We start from the raw sequence: 23,284 nt of genomic DNA, 5'->3' as shown, positions 1-23,284 counted from the left end.
GGTGGATCTGCTCGCGGCGCCCTGCGGGCCCCGAGCCTCCGGAGATTGCACCTCGTGACTCACGCCCCCTTCGACCCGGCGTCCGCGACGATCGTCATCGTCACGTACAACCGATCCCACCTCCTGACCGGTCTCCTCGAGAGCATCACCGCGATGGACCCGAAGCCCGGCCACGTCGTGATCATCGACAACGCCTCGTCCGACGACACGACCGACATCGTGGAGTCCTTCCGCCCGAAGCTCGGCACCGAGGTCGTCTACCGCCGACTCGAGACGAACACCGGCGGATCGGGGGGCTTCAGCGAGGGCATGCGCACCGCGTACGAACTCGGCTCCGAGTGGATCTGGATGATGGACGACGACGTCGAGGTCGTGACGGACGGTCTGGCCAGGATGGGCAAGTGGGCTCCGCGCTTCAAGAGCATCCAGGGTCGCCGCTACGACTACGACGGCAGCGAGTTCTACTGGCAGTACCGGATCGCAGAGCGCATGGGGATCCCGATCCCGTTCGCGCCGTCCGGCTTCGACTCGTCCGGCTTCAAGGAGATGAACAGCGGATGCTTCGAGGGGATGTTCATCCATCGGTCGATCGTCAAGCAGATCGGCCTGCCCGACCACCGCTTCTTCATCTACTGGGATGACCAGATGTACGGGTGGCTCGCCTCGCGCAAGACCACTGCGGTGATCGTCGACGAGTTCGTCCTGCGACGCACTCGCGAGATCAAGCAGTGGGACATGGGCATCCGTCACATGAATGCTTCGAGCAACGCCTACCGGTTCTACATCATGCGCAACCGGGCGTACATCAAGCACTACTACCGCGTGCATGGCAACTACAACCCCGTGCTGTTCGGACTCGGGACGTCGATGACGTTCGCGAAGGAGCTCATCCGACTCCTGTTCGTCGAGCGCACGGTGCGAGGAACGAGCAATCTGTTCCGGGGACTCAAGGAGGGCGGCAAGCTCGGCCGCGATCGCTCCTGGAAGCCCATGCCCGCCCTGGAGGACTGACAGCATGACCGACGAACCGCAGCCCGACCTCCGCTGGGCCCCTCTGGAGCCGAAGCCGCGCAATCGCGGTCGGGTCTGGCTCATCGTCGGACTGGTCGTCGCAGCGCTCGTCATCGTGGGCGTGCTGCTGTTCTTCCTCCTGCCGCGCGGAGAGTCGCCGACTCCCGGCGCCAGCGGATCACCCTCCCCTTCCGCCTCGCCGTCTGCGTCGTCGTCTCCGTCCACCTCGCCTTCGCCTACTGCGACTCAGACGGAAGTCCCTCCGCCGACGGCGGCGCCGGAACCGTCGACGCCGGTCACGACCCCGCCTCCCGTCGCAGACCCCTCCGTCGATGCCTTCCGCGGGCAGGTGCGCGGCTGGCTCGACGATGCTCTGACCGGGCTTCAGATCGCCAGTGAGACGAGCGGTCAGGATGCGACCGCCGTGATCGAGAGTCTTCAGGCAGACGCCCAGAGACTGGGCGAGATCGCACCTCCCGGATCCATCGAATCCGCCTGGGGCGCGGCTGTGGACGACTACAACCAGAAGCTCAGCGCTCTGCGCTCGGAGGCGACCGCGGGCACGCCGTCGGTCGACAGCGCACGCGCTGCCGTGAACGAGCTCCGCGCTGTCGTCGGTCTCTGACCTCGAGGGTGAGTCCCGCGTCGTGCGGGCTCAGTCGACGCTGGACTCGAGGCGGCGCAGGCGCTCCTCGTAGTGGGCGGCGAGTTCGAGCCGGATTCGCGCGCGTTCGTGTTCGGCCTGTGCTCGGCTGAGCGCGCCCTCGGCATCCAGATCTCCCGCTTCGAGCCGCACCCGCAGCCATTCGAAGCGCTGCTCGAGTGCCGCGACCTGCGGGGCGATGCGGTCGAACTCGGATCTGATGTACGAGAAGTCGGCCTGGGTGCCGGCGAGGCGTGCCTCGTAGTCGCGCTGTGCGTCTTCGAACTGCTCGAGGGCTGGCCTGATTCGGGCCTCCACTCTCGCATCCACACGGTGTTCGACGACGGCGTCGAGTCTGCGACGGAGTCGGTTCAGCATTCAGTCCTCAATCATTCGGGTGATTGTCGATGGTCTGTGACGTTCAGCGGTGGTAGCTGATGCGGCCTGATTCGATCCAGCCCCGCACGAGCTTCGATTCAAGGTCTATCCGGTGCTCTGCGCCCACGGCCGAAGGATCGCCGTACGCGTGGTTCCAGGCCGTCTGATCCGGGGAGTCGACGAACGAGAATCCAGCCGCATCGACCCGAGCTCGAGGGAACAGACGGGTCGCGATCCACAGCATCACCGTCCCTGTCGTCGCCCACTGACCACCGCTGCGCGGATCAGCGCCCATCGCCTCACCGAGTGGCAGCACCACCTCGCGGTTCGGCATCGTCACGATCCCGAGATCCTCGGGCCAGAAGGCGGGAAGTTTCGGATTCTCCCAGAGCAGGCGCCCCGGTTCGATCATCAGATAGAGGCGCTCGGAGTAGCCGTCGAAGAACCAGGGAGTCGGCCGCACACCGCGGTTGAAGACCACGACATCGGCGCGTCTCCCCACTGACCGTGCACCGTCGACGTCGTCCACGCGAAAGCCATTGACTCTGAACACGACGTCCGCCGTGTCGATCAGCTCGGCCCGCTCATCGGACGGCTCGAGCGGCTGATTGCCGACGACGGCGATCCGGCGCACCGGGGCCGTTCGCCCGTACGCGCCCACGAGCGGACGGAGTCGATCGTAGAACTCGGCCTCACCGGCCATCGCCCTGTCATCACCGACAAGATTCGTCACACGCCCCATGAGACCTCAGCTTAGGGCACGCCGACGAGGACTCCAGCGGCACGGCGGTGAGTCCGCGACAGGACGCGTCTAGAGTTGTCGGCGTGACTTCTTCGCAGACCATTCAGCTCTCCGCGGCGAGCATCGGGGCCGGCTCTTCGGTGTTCACCATCGCTGAGATGTCGGGAAACCACAATGGCGACCTCGATCGCGCGCTCAAGATCGTCGACGCCGTCGCCGCCACCGGCGCCGATGCCCTCAAGATCCAGACGTACACGGCCGACACTCTCACGATCGATTCGAACAAGCCCGCCTTCCAGGTCGCGAGCGACCATGGTCTCTGGGGCGGCCGCAACCTGTATTCGCTCTATCAGGAGGCGCACACGCCGTGGGAGTGGCACGCGCCGATCTTCGACCGCGCGCGCAGCCACGGACTCATCCCGTTCTCCACCCCGTTCGACCCGAGCTCGGTCGCGTTCCTCGAGGACCTGGGTGTGGAGATGTACAAGACCGCATCCGCCGAGATCGTCGACCTGCCGTTGCTCCGCGAGGTCGCCCGCACAGGAAAGCCGATGATCGTGTCCACCGGGATGGCGACGCTGTCCGAGATCGACGCCGCGGTCACCGCGATCCGCGGCGCCGGCGGCACCGAGCTGGTTCTGCTCGCCTGCACCGCCGCCTACCCCGCAGTTCCCGAGGAAGCGCGACTGGGCAACATCGAGGCGCTGCGGAACGCCTTCGACGTCCCGGTGGGACTCTCTGACCACACGCTCGGTATCGGAGTCGCGGTCGCTGCCGCCGCCCTCGGCGCGGTCGTGATCGAGAAGCATGTCACGCTCGACCGCACGGATGGCGGGGTCGATGCGGATTTCTCTCTCACGCCCGAGGAGTTCCACGCTCTCGTCGTGGCCTCGGAACAGGCACGGGTCGCGTCGGCGAGCGGCGTGTCCTTCGGACCGACAGCCCAGGAAGAGGCGGTTCTCGCCCTTCGCCGGTCTCTGTTCGTCGTCACCGACGTGCGTGCCGGTGACAGGGTGAGTCCGGAGAACGTGCGGTCGATCCGTCCGGCCGGAGGACTCCGCCCCGATGACTTCGACCTCGTGAGCGGCCGCACCTTCACGCGAGACGTGGAACGCGGGACGCCACTGACCTGGGATGTGCTCTAGGTCACGCTCTCAGGACAGTCGCCATTTCGCCAGGGTGAGGAAGCCGTCTTCATCCGCGGGGAGATGCGGAAGATAACCGGCGCGCTCGAACAGTCGGCGAGACGCGACATTGTCGTGGTGCACCGCCGCCACCAGTCGAAGCGGGGGCAGTGCAGCGAGCGCGCTTTCCGCCGCCTGAACCACTGACGCGGCGATACCGCGACCGCGGCTCTCGGGGGCGACCGTGATCGAGATCTCCCACTCGCCTTCCGCCCTTCTGTCCCAGCGGCAGGTGGCGACCGGCATCCCGTCGCGTTCGATCATCAGGAGTCGACGATCGGGGTCCTCGAGGCTTCTCGCGAGCCAGTCGCGGTGGGATCGCCAATCGATCTCACCGCGCGAGCGGGAGCTGAGCCGGACGGTCGGGTCGTTGCGCCACTCGAGGAGCATCTGCCCGTCCTCGGCCGTCGCTGGGCGAGCGAGTGCGCCAGACCGAGGCTCGACGTGCGGTCGGGTGTGCAGCAGCTGCTCCCAGGAGGCCACGATCCGCCAGCTGCCGAGCCCATCGACGATCTGCTTCAGCGCGGCGGCCGTCGAGGCGAGCGATTTCGGAGAAGCCAGGAGATCGCCGAGCAGGCCGATCCGCTCCTCGAGGTTCTGATGCGGCGGCTCCCCCAGACCGACCGCGAGCCCCCGCTCGACGATCTGACGGTATCCGGCACGCTGGTTGTCCGCCACGCAGACGAGTGCCATCGGAAGCCCCATGCAGGCGAAGTCCCAGACCGAGGTTCCGGCAGCGGTCACGGCCAGATCGTGGCCTCGGGCGATCGCGGGGAGGTCGTCCACGAAACCCAGGACCTCGACGGAGTGACGCGAGGACTCCGCCGCTGAGCGCACCTCCGCACGAAGGCGGGGGTCGATCACGGTGATCTCCACACGGGAAGGCAGGCGGTCGAAGGCGGCGACGACGCGAGCGGTCACACCGTGAGGATCCGTGCCGCCCATCACGACCAGCACCCGAGGCACCGTCAACGGCGGCCTCCGCACGTCGCGCTGTGCGAGCACCTGCGCACGGACGACCGCGGCGTCGATGCCTGCCAGATGGCTGAGGCTGCGCTCAGGGCTCGCGAAAGTGCGCTCGGCCGCCAGGTTGGCATCGATGGCGAGATCGGCACGACGCACACCGAACGGACCGTCCTGCATGTTGCTGATCAGCGGTCCGAGGGATGAGAGATCGGGAATCTCCCGGTAGCTGTCCAGATGGATCACGTCGACGCCGCGCGCGAGATCTGCGAAGTCGTCGATGCTCACCCCCGGCCCATGAGTCGTGAACAGCCCCAGCTCTGGATCCATCCGTCGGAGGATGTCCGCACCGGCATCGTCGACATCGCCGAACACCGACGCCACCCACCCGCGGTCACGCGCGACGCGGGCGACCGTGAGCGTGCGCATCAGGTGTCCCATGCCCGTCTCGACACCAGCGTTGCAGTGCAGGAGGACCCGTCGCCCGCTCATCGCACGTCCCTCTCCTCCGGGGCGCGCCTGCGCCCACCCGATAGGATAGGCCGGGCATGGAACAACCCGAGCATCCATGCGATCACGACAACGCTGAGGAGACAGAGTGTCGGTTCTCGAGGGCGCGAGCATCCTCATCACTGGCGGCACCGGGTCATTCGGAAAGGCGTTCATACGCCACGCCCTGACGCACCTGGATCCCCGCCGTCTGGTCATCTTCTCGCGTGACGAGCTCAAGCAGTACGAGGTGCGACAGCAGTTCGGCGACGACCCTCGACTGCGCTGGTTCATCGGCGACATCCGCGATGAGAGACGCCTCGCGCGCGCACTGCACGGCGTCGACTACGTGGTGCATGCCGCCGCGCTCAAGCAGGTGGACACCGCCGAATACAACCCCTTCGAGTTCGTGAAGACGAACATACTCGGCAGCCAGAACGTGATCGAGGCATCGATCGACGCCGGCGTGAAGCGCGTCGTCGCCCTGTCGACGGACAAGGCCTCGAGCCCGATCAACCTGTACGGCGCGACCAAGCTCACCGCCGACAAGCTCTTCATCACGGGCAACCACTACGCCGCCGCGTACGACACCCGATTCGCCGTCGTGCGGTACGGCAACGTGATGGGATCACGCGGTTCGGTCATCCCGTTCTTCTCCCGCCTGGGCGCGGAAGGCAAGCCGCTTCCGATCACCGATCTGCGCTGCACCCGGTTCTTCATCACGCTCCCCCAGGCCGTCGAGATGGTGGTCGACACGTTCGAGCTCATGCAGGGTGGCGAGCTCCTCGTCCCCCGCATCCCCTCGATGAAGGTCACCGACCTCGCCCACGCCGTCGTTCCTGGAGCCGAGCTCGTCGACGTGGGTCTGCGCCCCGGCGAGAAGCTCCACGAGGAGATGATCAGCCCGGAGGAGGGCCGCCGCGCGGTCACGGTCAGCGACGGCAAGTACTTCATCATCCAGCCGGACCTCGCCTCCTGGGGCTATCAGATGCCCGCGGGCGCAGTGCCGGTGCCCGAGGGCTTCGCCTATCGTTCGGACAGCAACGACCGATGGTATTCGCAGGAGGAGATCGCGCAGATCATCGAGGCGGGGATCTGACGGTGCTGCCGTACGGACGTCAGTCGATCTCGGAGGATGACATCCAGGCCGTCGTCGAGGTGCTCCGCGGCGACTGGCTCACGACGGGCCCCGCGGTCGCCGCCTTCGAGGCGAGGATCGGCGAGGTCGCCGGAGGTCACCGCGCAGTCACCGCGACCTCGGGGACGGCGGCGCTCCACATGGCGTATGCCGCCGCCGGAGTCGCCCAGGGCGACACCGTGATCTCGACACCGATGACCTTCATCGCCACGACCGCGATGGCATCGGTCCTCGGGGCGAACATCGTGTTCGCCGACATCGAGGAGGACACTGCGCTGATCGACCCGGATGCGGTCGACGCGCTCGTCGATGAGCGGACCACGGTGATCGCCGCTGTCGATTACGCCGGCCACCCTGCGGACTACGACAGGCTCTCCGCCGCGGCTTCGAGAGTCGGCGCCCTGGTGCTCGATGACGCCGCGCACTCGATCGGCAGCACGTACAAGGGCCGACCGGTCGGCGACCTCGCGGATCTGACGACGTTCTCATTCTTCCCCACGAAGAATCTCACGACCGGCGAGGGCGGTGCGCTCGTGGCCAAGGATCCGCTCCTCGCGCAGCGCGCCCACGAGTTCCACTTCATCGGGCTCGTGCGCGACGCCGATCGATTCGCGGTGACGACCGAGGGCGCCTGGCATCAGGAGGTCCATGAGTTCGGCTTCAACTACCGGCTGGACGACATCGCGTGCGCACTGGGCATCTCCCAGCTCGCACGGCTCGATTCATTCAGGCGGCGACGCGCCGAGATCACTCGCCGCTATGACGCGGTGCTCTCCGGCGTCGACGGGGTGCGCACGCCGGTCCAGCGCGACCACGTCGATCTGATCCGCCATCTCTACCCGGTGCGCATCCTCGATCGGCGCCGTCGTGAGGTCTTCGACCGGATGCGTGCCGACGGCATCGGAGTGCAGGTCAACTACATGCCCGTGTACTGGCATCCGGTCTATGCGGATGCCGGTTACCGCCGAGGCATGTGCCCCAACGCAGAGGCCTTCTACGCCGAGGAGCTCTCGCTCCCCATCCACCCGGAGCTCACCGACGATCAGGTCGACCAGGTCGTCGAGTCGCTCGTCAGGGCTCTCCGTTGACGCGTATCGGGATCATCACCCAGGCGCGGATGACCAGCAGCCGCCTTCCGGGCAAGGTGCTGATCCCCGCCGGCGGCCGCTCGATGCTCGATCACCATATCGACAGGCTCCTCGCCGCCGATCTGCCCGTCGTCCTCGCCACGACGACCAATGCCGCCGACGACCCCCTCGCGGCGCTGGGGCACGCGCGAGGTGTCGAGGTCTTCCGCGGCAGTGAGGTCGACGTGCTGAGCCGCTTCGCGGGGGCGGCGACTTCCGCAGGACTCGACGTCATCGTCAGAGTGACATCGGATTGCCCTCTGATCGATCCGGCTCTGATCTCCGAGGGGGTTCGCCGATTCGTCGAGCTCGATGACCCTCACGCGCACGTCTCCAACGTCCTCGAGCGCACGTACCCGCGCGGGTTCGACTTCGAGGTCTTCTCCGCGTCAGCGCTCGCCGAGGCCGACAGGAACGCCACCGAACCGGCGGAGCGGGAACACGTCACCCCCTACCTCTACACGGGGCGGTCGCCGCGGTCGACCATCCACTCGGTGGCCCAGCAGATCGATGCCTCGCGCTATCGGGTGACCCTGGACACCCCTGACGACCTGATCGTCATCCGGGCGCTCATCGAAGAGCACGGCGCTGCCGCGCTTGATGTGTCCGAGATCGTGGCCGTCCTTGACGCCCACCCCGAACTCGCCGCGGTCAACGCGCACGTGGAGCAGAAGAAGCTCGGCGAATGACCGTGAGGGCGGCTGCCCGCCTGTGTCAGCCGCGGTTGTAGTCCGCGTTGTATCGGTCGAGAACGTCTGCGATCGGCCCGTCGAGCACGAGCGCGCCCTTGTCGAGATAGAGACCGCGGGTGCAGAATCGGCGCAGGTCGCGCTCGCTGTGGCTGACGAAGAAGAGCGTGCGCCCCTCGGCGAGGAGCTCGTCGATGCGCTTGTAGCACTTGTCTCGGAACGCCTTGTCTCCGACCGCGAGCACCTCATCGACGAGCAGGATCGGCTCGTCGAGCTGGGACACGACCGAGAACGCCAGACGCACCTTCATGCCGTTCGACAGGTGCTTGTAAGGAGTGTCCTCGAAACCGGCCAGCTCGGCGAAGGCGATCATGCTGTCGTAGCGCTCCGCGACCGCGTCACGCGGCATCCCGTGCAGACCTGCCATCAACGCGACGTTCTCGCGCACAGTCAGGTCGCCCACGAACCCGCCCGTGATCTCGATCAGCGGAGCGACTCCGCCCTTCACCTTCACCGCCCCCTCGTCCGGGAGCAGCACCTTCGCGACGAGACGGAGCAGCGTGGATTTGCCCTGGCCGTTGCGCCCGACGACGCCGATCGACTCTCCTTGCTGCACTGTGAACGAGACGTCGCGCAGCGCCCAGAACTCTCCGGAGCGCGACCGCCGCGCCGCAGGGGCGAAAAGGTCTTTGAAGTTCTGGCGCCCACGGCGGTTTCGGCGGAAACGGACGCCCAGCCCCCTGGCCTCGATCGCGACGTTCATCCCAGCTCCTTCAACACGGTGCGCTCGAGGGACCGGAACGTCCATAGGCCGAGCGCAAGAATGACGAGGGTCATCCCCACGCTGACGAGCAGCGTGAAAAGGTTCCACTGGTCGGGGAAGAACGGCATCCGATACAGCATGAAGATCCCGGCGAGCGGATTGAACGCACCGAGGGTCTGGAAGATGCCGGGAAGATCTGTGACGTTGTAGATGATCGGAGTCGCATAGAACATGGCACGCAGGATCAGCGCGGTCGTGCGCTCCAGGTCGACGAAGAGGACGCAGAGCGGGGCGACCAGAAGCCCCAGGCCCACGAGAAGGAGCGTCTGCAGGAACACGGCGACCGGAACCCAGAGGATTCCCCAGCCGACCTGCACAGTGTGCGCCGGGTCCTGCTCCACCACCAGGTTGATGATCACGAACGCCGCGAGCACGGGCAGGGAGAAGAGGAACTCCACTCCCTTGCTCAAGACGATGCGGTTGACCCAGATCGATCGAGGGATCGCGGTCGAGCGCACCAGCTTCGCGTCCTTCTTGAACGCGCGGGTGAAGTCGGTGACCGACGTGTTGAACCACACCCAGGGCAGCAGGGCGCTGATGAGGAACACGATGTACGGATCCTCACCGACATCGCGGTTGAAGATCTGCGTGAAGACGAACCAGTAGATCACGCTCATCACGAGCGGATCGAGCACCGACCACAGGTACCCGAGCAGGCTCGTCGAATACCGCACCTTCAAGTCCCTGGCCGACAGCAGCCACAGGGAATGCAGATAGCGCCGGAGCGTTCCGGGTGCCCCGGCAGCAGTGTGACTCACAGTGCCGAGTCTACGAGAGCGAGTTGTTCCACAGCGACAGCGCCGAGCCGATGGCCATGTGCATGTCGAGGTACTGGTAGGTGCCGAGGCGTCCGCCGAAGTGCACGTCCTTCTCGCCCTTCGCGAGCTCACGGTACGCGAGCAGACCGTCGCGGTCCGTCGGCGTGTTGACGGGGTAGTACGGCTCGTCCTCGCGGTTGGCGAAACGAGAGAACTCGCGCATGATGACGGTCTTGTCGGAGTCGTAGACGTCCTTGCGCTCCGGGTGGAAGTGCTTGAACTCGTGGATGCGCGTGTACGGCACGTCCATGTCCGGGTAGTTCATGACGCTCGTGCCCTGGAAGTCGCCGATGTTCAGCACCTCCTGCTCGAAGTCGAGAGTGCGCCAGCTGAGGGCTCCCGCCGTGTAGTCGAAATAGCGGTCCACGGGGCCCGTGTAGATGATGGGCAGCTGTCCGACTGTCGCCTTCTTGTTCAGCGGCTGACTCTCGTCGAAGTAGTCGACGTTCAGCTTGACCTCGATGTTGGGATGATCGGCCATCCGCTCGATCCACGCGGTGTAGCCGTCGGTCGGCAGCCCCTCCCACGTGTCGTTGAAGTAGCGGTTGTCGTACGTGTAGCGCACGGGGAGACGGCTGATGATGTCGCCCGAGAGCTTCTGCGGGTCGGTCTGCCACTGCTTGGCCGTGTAGTCGCGGAAGAAGGCCTCGAACAGAGGCCGGCCCACGAGGGCGATGCCCTTCTCCTCGAAGTTGGCCGCCGTCTTGACGTCGAACTCCCCCGCCTGCTCGCGCACGAGGGCTCTCGCCTGGTCGGGCGTGTACGCCGACTGGAAGAACTGGTTGATGGTGCCGAGGTTGACCGGCATCGGGAAGACCGTTCCCTTGTGGGTCGTGTAGACCCGGTGCACGTAGTTCGTGAAGCTCGTGAAGCGGTTCACGTACTCCCACACCGTGGCGTTGGACGTGTGGAACAGATGGGCGCCGTAGCGATGCACCTCGATGCCCGTCTCGGCCTCCGCCTCGCTGTAGGCATTCCCGCCGATGTGGTGGCGACGGTCGATGACCGTGACCTTGCGGCCGGCATCGGCTGCACGTTCTGCGATGGTGAGGCCGAAGAAGCCCGACCCGACGACAAGAAGATCCATGTTGCTGCTTTCTGCCCACAAGGCTCACATCCGCACGGCGTCGCGCGGCACACAGCAGACAACTCTACCGGCAGCGGGCTCGGCGCAACCTGTCAGCCCGCCTCGACGCCGAGAGGGCCTCCGGTCTCCAGCATCGCCTGCAGCATCGGAGCGAGGGTCCGCCCGTACGTGTCGGAGATGTGATTGTCGTCGATGTACACGGCGATGTTGCCGATCGATCCTCGGCACATGTCGTCGGGGCAGAGCCATGGCCGGAAGTCCACGGCGACGACCCCCTCGAGCGCCGCCAGGTCGTCGAGGTCCTCCCCCACGGCGAACCCGGGTTCGGGGACATCGCACGAGGTTGCGGCAGCTCCCGGGGGGATCTCCGATTGCTCCAGCGCGCACTCGTACATGTCGAAGTCGAAGCGCGGATTGTCGCGCACGGCGATCACCTGGATCCCGTTCGCGGTGAGCTCGTCGGCGATCTCTCGGATCCCCTCCACGAGCACCTCGGGCGACGCGGGCGTCGCCCGAGTCACGACGAGGTACACGGCGTCCGGCTGCACCCTGGTCGCGTACTCGATCGCGGCGGCGCGCCACTCCTCGCACGGCGGACCCGCGGCCGACCAGGTCGGCGCCCCGATGCCGATCGCGCATCCCCCCTTCAGCAGCGCGACGATGCCCCATCCCTGCTGATCGGCGAGCACCGCGAGGGGAGACATGAGCTGCTGCGCATGGGAGTCCCCCATCACGAGCACCCGCCAGGCATCCGAATCCTCCGCGTTCGCGGTCTGAGCGCAGCTGCCCTGCAGCACCGGCTCCTCAGGCGCGAGGTCGCCCGCGCAGCTGCCCTTCAGGTCCACCCACTCCTCATCGAGGGCCGTGGCCAGCGGCCTCAGCGGGAGATCGACGCCGGAGAGGTCGATCGGCGTATCGATCTGCGCGGCCCCCGGATACCCGCCGGTGTCGCCGGCCACCAGGGCTGCCTCACGCTGCTCGATCGTGAGCTGCCATGCGGCGAGCGGTGCTGCGACGACGACGACGGACGCCGCGAGAACGAGCGCACCGAGCCGATGCGAACGCTCGATGACACGGGAGTCGCGAAGAGGTCGTTCGACGAGCATCGACACGAGACGCGCCAGCACGAGTGACACGAAGACGATTCCGGCGCCGGCCAGCCAGCCCGGCTCGGAACGCCCGCTCAGCATCATCCAGGTCACGAGGACGGGCCAGTGCACGAGATAGAGCGCGTAGGCATCGCGCGCGATGTATCGCAATGGCGCTGATTCCAGGATCATCGCCGGACCGCCACGCGGGCGGTCGCGCCCGGCGATGATGACGAGCGCCGTGCAGACCACAGGCCACAGGGCGAGGTACCCGGGGAAACCGCCCTGCACGTCGAGCACGATCCCGCACATCACGATGCCGACGATGCCTGCCCATCCGAGAACCGCCCCGATCGAAGGACGGACTCGGACGAAGGGGAGAGCGATCGCGACGAGCGAGCCGGCCGCGAACTCCCACAGCCGTGTGCGCGTGTCGAAGTACGCGAACGACTGGGCCTGCACGGTCTCGACGATCGAGAACCCGAGCGAAGCCACGAAGATCGCTCCGAACACGAGCGCCAGCACGGGGACGACCATGCTCCGTCGCCGGCGGAGCACCACCCACACCGCCGCGATGATCAGGGGCCAGAGGATGAAGACCTGCCCCTGCACCGACAGCGACCAGAAGTGCTGGAACGGACTCGGCGTGACGGACTCACGCGCGTAGTAGTCGACCTCCGACAGGGCCAGCGTCCAGTTCTCGACGTAGAAGAGGCTCGACCAGGCTTCGTGCCAGACGCGCGGCCATTCGGTCTGCGGATACGCCACGAGCGCGACGGCGAGCACGCCGACGATCGTCACGGCTGCCGCGGGCAGCAGCCGTCGGAAGCGGCGCAGCCAGAAGGCGCCTAGTGCGAGCGGGCGCTGAGACTCGACCCGCCGCACGAACGACGCGGTGAGGAAGAACGCGGAGACCATCAGGAAGACGTCGACGCCCCCCGAGACGCGGCCCAGCCACACGTGATAGGCGACGACGAGCAGAATCGCCAGCGCACGGAGACCATCGATGTCGGCACGGTGCGTCAGCGGACGCACGGAGTCAGCCGCGGCAGGTCGAGGCCAGGTCGGTCGCGTCTGAGTCATGAGGGAGGGCGTATCGGCGGTGGGTTGTCGCCGCGGTCGTCTCGGGTCGACCGTCTGCCGTTCTCAGCCTATCTGCTCTGAGTCAGCAGCCGTTCGGCCGCCGCGTCGATCTCGATTCCGAGCAGTCGGGCGTACTCGAGATTGAGGTGATCCGCGTCGTAGTAGACGGGGATGCCACCCACCACGGCGTAGCACGAGGTCGCATCGCAGAAGCGGTCCGTCAGATCCAGCACGCTGATCGATGCCGACCCGGCTGCCGCACCTGCGGCGACGATCGGGTCGCGCGGGTGCGCCTCAGCGCGAGGACGCGCGCAGGCGCGCGGCTCGTCCGCGTTGTGAAGCACGCAGTCTGGGCTCCGGACCTCCGCATTGAACGGAGGATCCGCCAGCGCGAGCACCTTGATGCCCTCATCGTTCCAGCGCTTCCAGTAGTCCAGCAATCCTTGCGACATCTGATCGATCTGCGGCCTGTCGCTCCCGTCATCGACCAGCTGAAGCCGAGATGCCATCGCGGTGATGACGAGGTCGGGGTCGTCTTCGGCGACCGTGTCGGCGAGGTCACGGGACCACTCGCGACACCTCTCGACATCGGCGGCACCCCACGCGCTGCGGAATCCGATGAACTCGACGTCGGCCACGGGGCACCCTCCGTAGTAGCTCGTGTCGACGATCCAGCCGTTCTTCTCGGCGATGTCGAACACGGCCCCCTGCCACTGCTGCGCATGAGAGTCGCCGATCAGCCAGACCCGTGTCGGATCCTTCGCACCGTGCGAGAAGTCGCACTCGTGCGTGGTCTTCAGATCTCCATAGGTGAGGATCGGCAGGAACTCACCGCACTCATCAGGGGTGTAGAAGTACTCGTTCTTCTTCGTCATCACCGAATAGTCCGCCGCCCCGAAGGGGTCGGCGCACTCGGCCCCCGGAGCGAGCGCCGAGGGACCCTCGCAGGTCGACGCGACGACCTCGTCGGGCGGTCCGTCCGCCTCGACCCGTGCGGTGAACGACGCGAGGACTCCGGCCACGAGAGCAGCGATGACGACCATGCCGGTGACCATGAGCCCGAACGCTCGGCGCGAGGATCCCCGCCAGTACCCCCACGTCTGTCCGGCATCCTCGACGAACCTCTTCGTCAGCGAGGCCAGCACGAGCGCGATCGCCAGCACCGCGACCTTCGACAGGGTGGTCGCCTCTCCGCCGATGACGAACGGCGCCACGACGATGAGCGGCCAATGCCACAGATACAGCGAGTACGAGATGCCGCCGACCCACTGCACCGGCCGCAGTGCCGTCGCCTTCGAGTGCCAGAGAGAGGCATACCCGCCTCCGGCGAGGATCACGGCCGCGGTGCCGAGGACGGGCACGAGCGCGGTGTACCCGGGGAAAGCCGTCGTGTGATCGTAGACGAGGGCGGCGAAGACGATGAGTGCGAACCCGACCAGGCTGACGATGTCAGCGGCCATGCGTCCGAGCGGTATCCGGCTTCCGAAGAGCGCGATCGCGCCGCCGACGGCGAACTCCCACCCGCGCGTGAAGGTCGCGAAGTACGCCTGAGGCGGTGCGACGATCGTGTAGATGACGCTGGCGGCGAAGGAAAGCACGCCCACCACGGCCACGACCATGATCAGCGCGTTGGCGGTCCTCGCCCTCGCTCCGCGCCGAGTCGTCGGGCCTCCGGTGCGCCGAGCGACGGCGAGCGCGGCCAAAAGCAGCAACGGCCAGACGATGTAGAACTGCTCTTCGACCGACAGCGACCAGTAGTGCTGGACGACGCTGGCCGCATCGTTGAGCGCCGAGTAGTTGACCGACATGGATGCCAGGAACCAGTTCTCGACGTACCCCGCACTCGCCGCGACCTCCCAGGCGCCCCGCTCCCACCGCGGGTAGGGAAGGAACACCACGAGGAGCAGGAGCGACACCGCCAGGACGAGCAGCGCGGCCGGAAGCAGCCGCCGGATCCGTCGAGCGTAGAACGCCCCGAGTCGCACTCCCCCGGTCCGCGTCATCTCCCCGACGAGGTGCCCTGTGATGAGGAAGCCGGAGATCACGAAGAAGACGTCGACACCGACGTAGCCGCCGGGCAGGCGTGTCGGCCAGAGGTGGTTGAGCACCACCAATCCGATGGCCACAGCGCGAAGCGCCTGGATGTCGGTTCGGAAGACCCGCGCCTTCGGTGCCGCGGCGGGAGCATCCGCGGTCCGCAACGACACGCTCACGGCGCGAGATACTCCCGGAGCAGTTCGTCGCCCGCACGCGGGGTGAAGCCGATGCCGTGAACTCGCGTCAGATCGAGCACGCTGTTCAGCGGGCGCGGGGCGACGGGCGACGTCGCCGAGGCGAAGTACTGCTCCGTCGACACACCCGTGACACGCGTCGCATCGTGGCCGGCGAGCTCGAACACACGGCGAGCGATGTCGGCCCAGGTGACGACCTCACCCTCGGAGGTCAGGTTGTAGACCCCGAACGGCGGACGGGTCTCGACCAGGGTGCGGATGAGGCGAGCGATCTCGGTCGCGAACGTGAGTCGCCCGCGCTGGTCGTCGACGACCTTCGGATCGACTCCCTTCGCCGCCAGCGAAGCCATCGTGCTGACGAAGTTGCTTCCGCTGCCGATCACCCAGGAGGTGCGGACGATGTAATGACGCGGCGCGGTCGAGACCGCGAGATCGCCGGCCGCCTTGGACTGACCATAGACGCCGAGAGGACACACGAGGTCGTCTTCGGTGTACGGCCGATCGGCGGTTCCACCGAATACGTAGTCGCTCGACACGTGCACGAGCGTGATCCCGTGCTCTGCGGCGATGCGAGCCAGAGCGGCGGGCCCCGAGGCGTTGACCGCCCATGCGTCGCGCCTGCCGTCGGGCGTCTCCGCGCGATCCACCGCCGTGTACGCCGCGGCGTTGATGATCGTGTCGTAGTCGCGCCATCGGCGGGCGTCGGCCAGCGTCGCCGACCCGAGATCGAATTCGGCGCGCGTCGTCCACTCGACGCTGTGCATGCCGTCGAGCTCTGCCCGGAGCGCTGTTCCCAGCTGTCCGCCAGAGCCGATCACGAGCGTCTTCCGAGGAGCGACCGGCTCCACGTCTGCGAGGCGGGGGTGTGCCAGGTCCTTCGCGGACACCTCCGCCTGCGCAAGCGGGATCGGCCACTCGATCGCGGCGGTCTCGTCTGCGAGATTCAGGAACGAATAGGACGCGTCCGGCGACCAGTGGTCGTTCACGAGATAGGTGTAGGCGGTGTCGGGCTCGAGGGTCTGATACGAGTTTCCGACGCCACGGGGCACGAAGATGGCCTTCGACGGATCGAGCTCTGCGGTGAAGACGGCGCCGAACGTCGGGCCCTCGCGCAGGTCGACCCAGGCGCCGAAGATGCGACCGGTCGCGATCGACACCCACTTGTCCCACGGCTCCGCGTGGATCCCGCGGGTCGTTCCGACGGCATCGTTGAAGGAGACGTTGTTCTGGACCGGACCGAAATCGGCGAGGCCGAGCGCCGTCATCTTCTCGCGCTGCCAGTTCTCCTTGAACCACCCACGCGAATCGCCGTGAACCGGCAGATCGAAGATCTCGAGCCCCGGGATCGTCGTCTCAGTGCGGCTCAGGGACTTGCCGAAGTCGATCTCGGTCATCGGGTCACTGCCCCTTGGAGGCGTAGAACGCCTCGGTCTGATCCTTGGACGGTGCCCACCACGACTCGTTGTCGCGGTACCACTCGATGGTGGCCGCCAGTCCGGACTCGAAGTCCGCGAACTCCGGCTTCCAGCCCAGCTCCGTGCGCAGCTTCGTGGAGTCGATCGCATACCGCAGATCGTGACCTGCGCGGTCGGTGACGTGGTCGTACGCGTCTCGCGGCTGGCCCATCTCTTCGAGGATCAACTCGACGACGTCCTTGTTGTTGCGCTCGCCGTCGGCTCCGATCAGATAGGTCTCGCCGATCTGACCCTTCTCGAGGATCGTCAGCACTGCAGACGAGTGGTCGTTCGCGTGGATCCAGTCCCTGACGTTCTCGCCCGCCCCGTAGAGCTTGGGACGGATGCCCCGGATCACGTTGGTGATCTGACGCGGGATGAACTTCTCGACGTGCTGATACGGCCCGTAGTTGTTCGAGCAGTTCGAGATCGTCGCCTGCACGCCGAACGAGCGGCCCCAGGCACGGACGAGCAGATCGCTGCCCGCCTTCGTCGACGAGTACGGCGACGACGGGTTGTACGGAGTCTGCTCGGTGAAGCGCTCGGGGTCGTCGAGCTCGAGATCGCCGTAGACCTCGTCGGTGGAGATGTGGTGGAACCGTGTCTCGTGCTTGCGCGCGGCTTCGAGCAGCGTGTAGGTGCCGATGATGTTGGTGTCCAGGAACGGACGGGGGCTGTGCAGCGAGTTGTCGTTGTGCGACTCCGCCGCGTAGTGCACCACGGCGTCCGCCTCGGCGGTGAGCCCGTCGACGAGCTCGGCATCGGTGATGTCGCCGTGCACGAACCGCACACGGTCTTCAGGCAGCCCCGCGAGCGAGGCCCGGTTGCCGGCGTAGGTGAGCGCGTCGAGGACCGTGACCGTGTGGTCGGTGTGCTCGGCCACATAGTGGACGAAGTTCGACCCGATGAATCCGGCGCCTCCGGTGACGAGGATGTTCGACATCAACGACCTCTTTCCAGGGTCTCGAGCAGGTATGTGCCGTAGCCGGACTTCACGAGCTTCGTGGCCCGTTCACGCAGTTCGTCGTCGGTGAGGAAGCCCTGGCGCCATGCGACCTCTTCCGGCACGCCGATGCGCAGCCCGGTGCGGCGCTCCATGGTGCGCACGTAGTCACCGGCATCCGACATCTGATCGAACGTGCCGGTGTCCAGCCATGCGGTTCCGCGAGGAAGCACCTCGACCTGGAGCCCGCCGCGCTCGAGATAGGCGCGGTTGATGTCGGTGATCTCGTACTCGCCGCGAGCGCTCGGCTCGAGGGTGCGGGCGATCTCGACCACGTCGTTGTCGTAGAAGTAGAGTCCCGGCACGGCGTAGTTGCTCTTGGGGTGCTCCGGCTTCTCCTCGAGAGAGACGGCGCGACCGTCGGCGTCGAACTCGACGACACCGTAGGCATTGGGCTCTGCGACCCAGTAGGCGAACACGGCACCGCCCTCGACGTCCGTGTAGCGCTTGAGCTGGGTGCCGAGCCCCGGACCGTAGAGGAGGTTGTCACCGAGCACGAGGGCGACCTTGTCGTCGCCGATGAAGTCGGCTCCGATGACGAAGGCCTGTGCGAGGCCGTCCGGCGACGGCTGCTGCGCGAACGTGAGATTGACTCCGAACTGCGAGCCGTCACCGAGAAGACGCTCGAACTGCTCGGCGTCGTGAGGCGTGGTGATGATCAGGATGTCCCGGATCCCCGCCAGCATCAGCGTCGACAGCGGGTAGTAGACCATCGGCTTGTCGTACACGGGTATCAGCTGCTTGGAGATGCCGATCGTAATCGGGTGCAGTCGAGTGCCTGAGCCGCCAGCGAGAATTATGCCTTTCACCCCCATATCGTGCCACATCCCAGCTGGGACTCAGAAAGACACGATTTACTTGCGTCACATCGTTCACACTGGCATCGTCTGTGCATTTCCGTCACAATGAGCAGGTGACCGGCTCAAAATCCCCCCACCTGCTCGGCCTCCTCGCCAGTGCAGCGGCTGTCGTCCTCGCCGCATCCCTGCTCGTGGCGACGCCGGCCAGTGCCGTGTCGCCCTCATCCTCCGGCGGTCTCTCGACAGCCGCGACTGCGCTGACATCGTCAGCTGCGGCGACGGGATCGGCGGATGCGTCGATCCGCGACACCGCGAACCTCGCGCAGTTCAAGCCGGGGAACATCATCTCCGATGCCGTCTTCTTCCAGGGCGACACCATGTCCGCCGGTCAGATCGACTCGTTCTTCCGCGGCAAGGTGGCGTCGTGCCGCGCTGGATACGTCTGCCTCAAGGACTACCGCCAGAACACACCGAACCGTCCAGCCGACAGCTACTGCCGGGGCTACAGCGGGGCGGCCAACGAATCGGCGGCCACGATCATCGCGCGGGTCGCGCAGTCCTGCGGCATCAACCCGCGCGTGCTGATCGTGATGCTCGAGAAGGAGCAGAGCCTCGTCACGCACACGTGGCCGAGCAGCTGGCGCTTCGACATGGCGCTCGGTCAGGGCTGCCCGGACACGGCGGCGTGTGACCCCGCATACGCAGGCTTCTTCTACCAGATCTACGGTGCGGCCAGGCAGATGCAGATCTACGCCGAGGGGCGCTGGTTCACGTACTACGCGCCGGGAAAGACCTGGAACATCCTGTACCACCCCAACAGGGCCTGCGGCTCGGCACCGGTCCGCGTCGAGAACAAGGCGACCGCCGCGCTCTACTACTACACGCCGTATCAGCCGAACCGGGCGGCACTCAATGCCGGCTACGGCAGTGGGGACGGGTGCTCCAGCTACGGCAACCGCAACTTCTACCAGCTCTTCACCGACTGGTTCGGCAGCACGCAGACCCAGAGCGCCACGTCGGCCACCCTCGCGCAGGTCCCGGGTCGCGCGGAGATCTATCTCGTGCAGTCCGGCACGCGCCACCATGTCGTCGCAGGCGAGGACTACGCCGCTCTGCGGTCGAGGCTCGGCGGGGCCGTGTCGGTGGCCGCGGCGTATCTCGACCCGATGCCAGAGGGCAAGCCGGTCACGCGATACGTGCATGACCCTCGAACGGGCACCCTGTACCTCCTGGAGCCCGACGGCACCCGGCATCGCTTCGTCGACGCGGCTCAGATCGCGCTGTTCGGATACTCGTTCAGCTCGTACGTCAACCTCACCGGCGCCACGGCGGACCGATTCTCCGAGGGTGCACCCGTCGGATCGTTCTTCCGCTCGGGGGCGGAGCCGGAGGTATACCTCTATCAGGCGGGTCTGCGCAGGCACGTCGCCAACCAGCAGACGTGGCTCGAGGTGTCCAGAGGAACGTCCGGATATGTCGCCTCGATGAAGCCGTCAGCGGCTGCATCGATCGGCAACGGGCTCCTCGTCATCAAGGCGAACAGCCTGGTGCGCGCCGCGGACTCGAAGGACATCTACCTCACGCTCCTCGGCGATCGCCTGGTGCACGTGCCCAGCACCGCCCTCGCCGCCGAGTTCGGCGCCACGAGCCTCACCGTGGTACCGCGCAGTTCGGTCGCAGCCAACCCGAAGGTCGGGTCGACACTCACCCCGATCGTCTCCTGCGGTAACACCAACCTGCTCGCCGCGGGCGGCAAGGTCTATCCGGTGTCGGGCACGCAGTTCGGCAGCATCAAGCCGACGAAGCTCGGCAGCGGCGAATGCGGCGCGATGACCCGGGCGAAGACGACGGTCTCCGTCCCGCTCTTCGTCCAGCCGCAGGGTGCAGCTGAGATCTACGTCGTCTCGGGCGGCACGCTGCGGCACGTGCAGTCCCCGGCCGATCTGCTGGCCCTCAACGGATCCAGACCGTTGCAGGTGCTGCCCTGGTCACAGGCCACCGTCAGGTGGTACGGCATCGGCCCTGCGTTCCTCCCCTCGAACTCCTTCGTGCGATTCACCGGGCGCGACGAGATCTACCGATTCGAGAACGGGATGCTGCGTCACGTTCGCAGCATCAAGACCCTGCTCCAGCTCAACGGAGGAAAGCTGCCGCGGGAGTATGTGCTCCCGGGTGAGCAGCTCTCGCAGTTCAAGGTCGGGTCCCCCCTGCTCACCAACGGAGTCGACTTCGTGCAGTTCACCGGCACGCCCGAGATCTACTTCTACGAGAACGGCAAGCTGAGGCACGTGACGTCGATCACGGTCTTGCTGAGACTCGGCGGAGGACGCGCACCCGCGGTGCTCCAGATCGCCCCCGCGTTCAAGGCCGACTACTCGGTCGGGGCTCCGATCACGTGACCGTCCCGTTCCGGTCGATCCGATAGGATCGGGGAACTATGAGTTTGTCGTCGGACCGTGTCCTCGTGATCGTCCCCGCGTGGAACGAGGCCCGCAACGTCGGACGCACCGTTCACGAGATCCGGGCCGCAAGTGCCGACTTCGATCTTCTCGTGGTCGATGACGGATCCACCGATGACACGGGCGCAGTCGCACGAGAGGCCGGCGCGACGGTCATCTCCCTCCCCTTCAATCTCGGCGTCGGCGGGGCGATGCGCACCGGCTTCACGTACGCGAAACGTCACGGCTACACCCGCGCGATCCAGGTGGACGCCGATGGGCAGCACAATCCTGTCGACATCGCCCGCGTCCTCGACGGTCTCGACACCGCAGACATCTCGATCGGCGCTCGTTTCGCGGACGTCGGCGACTATTCGGTCCGCGGTCCGCGCCACTGGGCGATGCTGTTCCTGGCGAAGACGGTGTCCAGAGTCGCCAAGACCCGTCTCACCGATGTGACGAGCGGCTTCCGTGCCGCCAACAGCAGGGCCATCGAGCAGTACGTCCGCTACTACCCCGCCGAGTACCTCGGCGACACCATCGACTCCCTCGTCGCAGCGTGCCACGCCGGATTGACGGTGACGCAGGTGCCCGTGGCCATGCGGCCGCGAGTCCACGGCACCCCGAGCCAGGGCCCGATCGGAGCGTCGATCTATCTGCTGCGCTCGGTGTTCACCCTCGGCCTGGCGATGCTGCGTCGCCCCGGTTCGACGACCCCCTCGACGAACGTCCGCGAACGGGAGGACGCACAATGATCGTCGCCATCGGGATCGCCCTCTCGCTGTTCATCCTCGCCCTGGTGTTCTGGATGCTTCTCACGAGACGCCTCCGCGAGAAGTACGCGGTGATGTGGATCGTGATCGCGCTCAGCGTCCTGCTGCTCGGGATCTTCCCGCAGCTCCTGCTCTGGGCGACTGCGCTGCTCGGGGTGCAGGTGCCGGCCAACCTCCTGTTCGCTCTCGCGATCACCCTGCTCCTGGGGGTCTCGCTGCATCTCTCCTGGGAGCTCTCCCAGGCTGAGGACGAGATCCGCCGCGTCGCGGAGGAGGCTGCGCTGTCGCGCGCCGAGGTGGACAGGTTGGACAGCCGCATCGCGGCCCTGGAGGCTCAGCACCGGGGCGGCGGCGCCGACAGCGCTCCCCCGGTATGACGTCCCGAGCCCCGAGCGACGGCGTCTGGGCGGTCGTCACCGTTCATCGCCCAGAGAGGGTGCCCCCGCTGCTGGCTGATCTCGGCGCCCAGGTCACCGGGATCATCGTGGTCGACGACGGCAGCGGCCCCGAGTTCGATCCGATCCGCGCGGAGATCGCGTCGAGCGGAGCACTGATGATCGCCTTGGAGCACAACTCCGGCATCGGCGCCGCGCTGAATCACGGCATCCGCTGCGCGATCGACAACGGCGCGAGTGCGATCGTGACGTTCGATCAGGATTCGACCGTCGCGCCTGGGTTCGTCACTGCTCTGAACGCCGCCCGCGAGAATGCCCTCGCGCACCGCGTCCCCGCCGGCCCGGTCGTTCCGGAGTTCTTCGCCGACGTCTCCCAAGCCGGGCCGTCGACACGACAGGGTGTCGTGTACGCCGCTCACGCGATCCAATCCGGCATGTACCTCCCCGCCGACGTGGTCGAACGGGTCGGCCTGATGGACGAATCCCTGTTCATCGACCTCGTGGACACGGACTTCGAGATCCGCTGCCGTGATGCCAACCTGCCGAGCATCGTCGCCCCCGGCCTCCGACTGCCGCACCGCCTGGGCGCGCGCTACCGGATCCCGGGACCGCTCGGAGCGCTGCTGCCCACCCTCACCCTGAGCACCCCGTTCCGCTACTACTACCGGGCCAGGAATCGAATCGTGCTGGGGCGGCGCCACCCGCGGCATCGTGCGCGACTGCGCCGCGACGCGCGAGCCGACTACGCATACTTCCTGATCGCGTGGATGCTGGCGAGGCCCCGCTCGACCATGCGAAAACTGCTCGCCGCGGGGTTCCGAGACGGACGGGACGAGCGCATGGGCAGGATGCGGCCGTCGCTCGCTACCGAAGCCGCCCGTGTCACCTGGCGCGCTCGCCCGCTCCCGGACGCGGAATCCGCCTGAG

The 23,284-nt window shown here is 66.8% G+C and carries 21 protein-coding genes; 10 read left to right on the top strand and 11 right to left on the bottom strand.

Translation table 11 applies throughout. The features are described 5' to 3' along the window. The first annotated feature begins 54 nt into the window (after window positions 1-54). Together ACZ0AA_RS01825 and ACZ0AA_RS01820 are read left to right on the top strand one after the other, a co-directional pair. A complete protein-coding gene (locus ACZ0AA_RS01825; RefSeq protein ID WP_463511988.1) occupies window positions 55-1,011 on the top strand; it encodes a glycosyltransferase family 2 protein in 957 nt (318 codons plus the stop codon). 4 nt (window positions 1,012-1,015) lie between these two features. Further along, complete coding sequence (locus tag ACZ0AA_RS01820; RefSeq protein WP_463511987.1) at window positions 1,016-1,636, top strand: hypothetical protein; 621 nt, start codon at window positions 1,016-1,018, stop codon at window positions 1,634-1,636. 30 nt (window positions 1,637-1,666) lie between these two features. Here the strand turns inward: ACZ0AA_RS01820 and ACZ0AA_RS01815 are convergent, their stop codons facing one another. Both ACZ0AA_RS01815 and ACZ0AA_RS01810 read right to left on the bottom strand, forming a co-directional pair. Beyond that, on the bottom strand, window positions 1,667-2,032 hold the full coding sequence (locus tag ACZ0AA_RS01815; protein ID WP_400861130.1) for a hypothetical protein: 366 nt from the start codon (window positions 2,030-2,032) through the stop codon (window positions 1,667-1,669). A gap of 43 nt (window positions 2,033-2,075) precedes the next feature. Next, the gene (locus ACZ0AA_RS01810) at window positions 2,076-2,765 is read right to left on the bottom strand and encodes a hypothetical protein (protein ID WP_463511986.1); all 690 of its coding nucleotides are present in this window, start codon (window positions 2,763-2,765) and stop codon (window positions 2,076-2,078) included. 92 nt (window positions 2,766-2,857) lie between these two features. Here ACZ0AA_RS01810 and pseI point away from each other — a divergent pair, with 92 nt between their 5' ends. Then, complete coding sequence (gene pseI / locus ACZ0AA_RS01805) at window positions 2,858-3,919, top strand: pseudaminic acid synthase (RefSeq protein ID WP_463511985.1); 1,062 nt, start codon at window positions 2,858-2,860, stop codon at window positions 3,917-3,919. A 9-nt stretch (window positions 3,920-3,928) separates the two neighbouring features. On the opposite strand, the gene ACZ0AA_RS01800 is transcribed toward pseI, so the two are convergent. Continuing rightward, window positions 3,929-5,413, bottom strand: a complete 1,485-nt coding sequence (locus tag ACZ0AA_RS01800) for a GNAT family N-acetyltransferase (RefSeq protein WP_463511984.1) — start codon at window positions 5,411-5,413, stop codon at window positions 3,929-3,931. Window positions 5,414-5,519: 106 nt separating this feature from the next. On the opposite strand from ACZ0AA_RS01800, the gene pseB reads away from it, so the two are divergent. Genes pseB through ACZ0AA_RS01785 form a run of 3 tightly spaced genes read left to right on the top strand, consistent with a single transcriptional unit; the run spans window position 5,520 to window position 8,364 of the window. Then, on the top strand, window positions 5,520-6,509 hold the full coding sequence (gene pseB / locus ACZ0AA_RS01795) for a UDP-N-acetylglucosamine 4,6-dehydratase (inverting) (RefSeq protein WP_400861141.1): 990 nt from the start codon (window positions 5,520-5,522) through the stop codon (window positions 6,507-6,509). A gap of 2 nt (window positions 6,510-6,511) precedes the next feature. Further along, on the top strand, window positions 6,512-7,636 hold the full coding sequence (locus tag ACZ0AA_RS01790) for a DegT/DnrJ/EryC1/StrS family aminotransferase (RefSeq protein ID WP_463511983.1): 1,125 nt from the start codon (window positions 6,512-6,514) through the stop codon (window positions 7,634-7,636). After that, window positions 7,522-8,364: a cytidylyltransferase domain-containing protein gene (locus tag ACZ0AA_RS01785; protein ID WP_463511982.1), complete on the top strand. Its 843-nt coding sequence runs from the start codon at window positions 7,522-7,524 to the stop codon at window positions 8,362-8,364. Before ACZ0AA_RS01790 ends, ACZ0AA_RS01785 begins: the two co-directional genes overlap by 115 nt. Window positions 8,365-8,389: 25 nt before the next feature. Here the strand turns inward: ACZ0AA_RS01785 and ACZ0AA_RS01780 are convergent, their stop codons facing one another. The 8 genes from ACZ0AA_RS01780 to rfbA form a co-directional block, all read right to left on the bottom strand. Continuing rightward, a complete protein-coding gene (locus tag ACZ0AA_RS01780; protein WP_463511981.1) occupies window positions 8,390-9,127 on the bottom strand; it encodes an ABC transporter ATP-binding protein in 738 nt (245 codons plus the stop codon). Further along, window positions 9,124-9,945 (bottom strand): ABC transporter permease, encoded by an 822-nt coding sequence (locus ACZ0AA_RS01775; RefSeq protein WP_463511980.1) that lies wholly within the window; start codon window positions 9,943-9,945, stop codon window positions 9,124-9,126. The genes ACZ0AA_RS01780 and ACZ0AA_RS01775 overlap by 4 nt, the downstream gene beginning before the upstream one ends. Before the next feature lie 10 nt (window positions 9,946-9,955). Continuing rightward, window positions 9,956-11,092, bottom strand: coding sequence for a UDP-galactopyranose mutase (glf, locus tag ACZ0AA_RS01770; protein WP_400861152.1), 1,137 nt, complete (start codon window positions 11,090-11,092; stop codon window positions 9,956-9,958). Window positions 11,093-11,184: 92 nt separating this feature from the next. After that, window positions 11,185-13,263: an acyltransferase family protein gene (locus tag ACZ0AA_RS01765; protein WP_463511979.1), complete on the bottom strand. Its 2,079-nt coding sequence runs from the start codon at window positions 13,261-13,263 to the stop codon at window positions 11,185-11,187. 68 nt (window positions 13,264-13,331) lie between these two features. Then, entirely contained in the window at window positions 13,332-15,476 is a 2,145-nt protein-coding gene (locus tag ACZ0AA_RS01760) for an acyltransferase family protein (RefSeq protein ID WP_463511978.1), read from the bottom strand. Beyond that, window positions 15,473-16,888: a sugar nucleotide-binding protein gene (locus ACZ0AA_RS01755; protein WP_463511977.1), complete on the bottom strand. Its 1,416-nt coding sequence runs from the start codon at window positions 16,886-16,888 to the stop codon at window positions 15,473-15,475. The genes ACZ0AA_RS01760 and ACZ0AA_RS01755 overlap by 4 nt, the downstream gene beginning before the upstream one ends. 4 nt (window positions 16,889-16,892) lie before the next feature. Continuing rightward, window positions 16,893-17,891, bottom strand: a complete 999-nt coding sequence (gene rfbB / locus ACZ0AA_RS01750) for a dTDP-glucose 4,6-dehydratase (RefSeq protein WP_463511976.1) — start codon at window positions 17,889-17,891, stop codon at window positions 16,893-16,895. Then, window positions 17,891-18,760 (bottom strand): glucose-1-phosphate thymidylyltransferase RfbA, encoded by an 870-nt coding sequence (gene rfbA, locus ACZ0AA_RS01745; protein WP_295104846.1) that lies wholly within the window; start codon window positions 18,758-18,760, stop codon window positions 17,891-17,893. The genes rfbB and rfbA overlap by 1 nt, the downstream gene beginning before the upstream one ends. A 104-nt stretch (window positions 18,761-18,864) precedes the next feature. On the opposite strand from rfbA, the gene ACZ0AA_RS01740 reads away from it, so the two are divergent. The 4 genes from ACZ0AA_RS01740 to ACZ0AA_RS01725 are packed head-to-tail and all read left to right on the top strand — an operon-like array spanning window position 18,865 to window position 23,283. Then, window positions 18,865-21,150: a hypothetical protein gene (locus ACZ0AA_RS01740; protein WP_463511975.1), complete on the top strand. Its 2,286-nt coding sequence runs from the start codon at window positions 18,865-18,867 to the stop codon at window positions 21,148-21,150. 38 nt (window positions 21,151-21,188) lie between these two features. After that, a complete protein-coding gene (locus tag ACZ0AA_RS01735; protein WP_400861166.1) occupies window positions 21,189-21,944 on the top strand; it encodes a glycosyltransferase family 2 protein in 756 nt (251 codons plus the stop codon). Beyond that, window positions 21,941-22,339, top strand: a complete 399-nt coding sequence (locus ACZ0AA_RS01730) for a DUF2304 domain-containing protein (RefSeq protein ID WP_463511974.1) — start codon at window positions 21,941-21,943, stop codon at window positions 22,337-22,339. Before ACZ0AA_RS01735 ends, ACZ0AA_RS01730 begins: the two co-directional genes overlap by 4 nt. Then, entirely contained in the window at window positions 22,336-23,283 is a 948-nt protein-coding gene (locus ACZ0AA_RS01725; protein WP_463511973.1) for a glycosyltransferase, read from the top strand. Before ACZ0AA_RS01730 ends, ACZ0AA_RS01725 begins: the two co-directional genes overlap by 4 nt. The last annotated feature ends 1 nt before the right edge of the window (window position 23,284 follow it).

The organism is Microbacterium sp. AC035, assembly GCF_979258485.1.
Note: the sequence above shows the minus strand (reverse complement) of the source record. Positions and strands in the feature narration are given on the sequence as shown.

What these genes read in the sequence shown, in the direction of transcription:
- ACZ0AA_RS01755 (WP_463511977.1), bottom strand. Translation starts at nt 16,888, where the DNA reads ATGACCGAGATCGACTTCGGCAAGTCCCTGAGCCGCACTGAGACGACG.
- ACZ0AA_RS01735 (WP_400861166.1), top strand. Translation starts at nt 21,189, where the DNA reads ATGAGTTTGTCGTCGGACCGTGTCCTCGTGATCGTCCCCGCGTGGAAC.
- ACZ0AA_RS01765 (WP_463511979.1), bottom strand. Translation starts at nt 13,263, where the DNA reads ATGACTCAGACGCGACCGACCTGGCCTCGACCTGCCGCGGCTGACTCC.
- ACZ0AA_RS01815 (WP_400861130.1), bottom strand. Translation starts at nt 2,032, where the DNA reads ATGCTGAACCGACTCCGTCGCAGACTCGACGCCGTCGTCGAACACCGT.
- ACZ0AA_RS01780 (WP_463511981.1), bottom strand. Translation starts at nt 9,127, where the DNA reads ATGAACGTCGCGATCGAGGCCAGGGGGCTGGGCGTCCGTTTCCGCCGA.
- ACZ0AA_RS01730 (WP_463511974.1), top strand. Translation starts at nt 21,941, where the DNA reads ATGATCGTCGCCATCGGGATCGCCCTCTCGCTGTTCATCCTCGCCCTG.
- glf (WP_400861152.1), bottom strand. Translation starts at nt 11,092, where the DNA reads ATGGATCTTCTTGTCGTCGGGTCGGGCTTCTTCGGCCTCACCATCGCA.
- ACZ0AA_RS01820 (WP_463511987.1), top strand. Translation starts at nt 1,016, where the DNA reads ATGACCGACGAACCGCAGCCCGACCTCCGCTGGGCCCCTCTGGAGCCG.
- ACZ0AA_RS01800 (WP_463511984.1), bottom strand. Translation starts at nt 5,413, where the DNA reads ATGAGCGGGCGACGGGTCCTCCTGCACTGCAACGCTGGTGTCGAGACG.
- ACZ0AA_RS01725 (WP_463511973.1), top strand. Translation starts at nt 22,336, where the DNA reads ATGACGTCCCGAGCCCCGAGCGACGGCGTCTGGGCGGTCGTCACCGTT.
- rfbB (WP_463511976.1), bottom strand. Translation starts at nt 17,891, where the DNA reads ATGTCGAACATCCTCGTCACCGGAGGCGCCGGATTCATCGGGTCGAAC.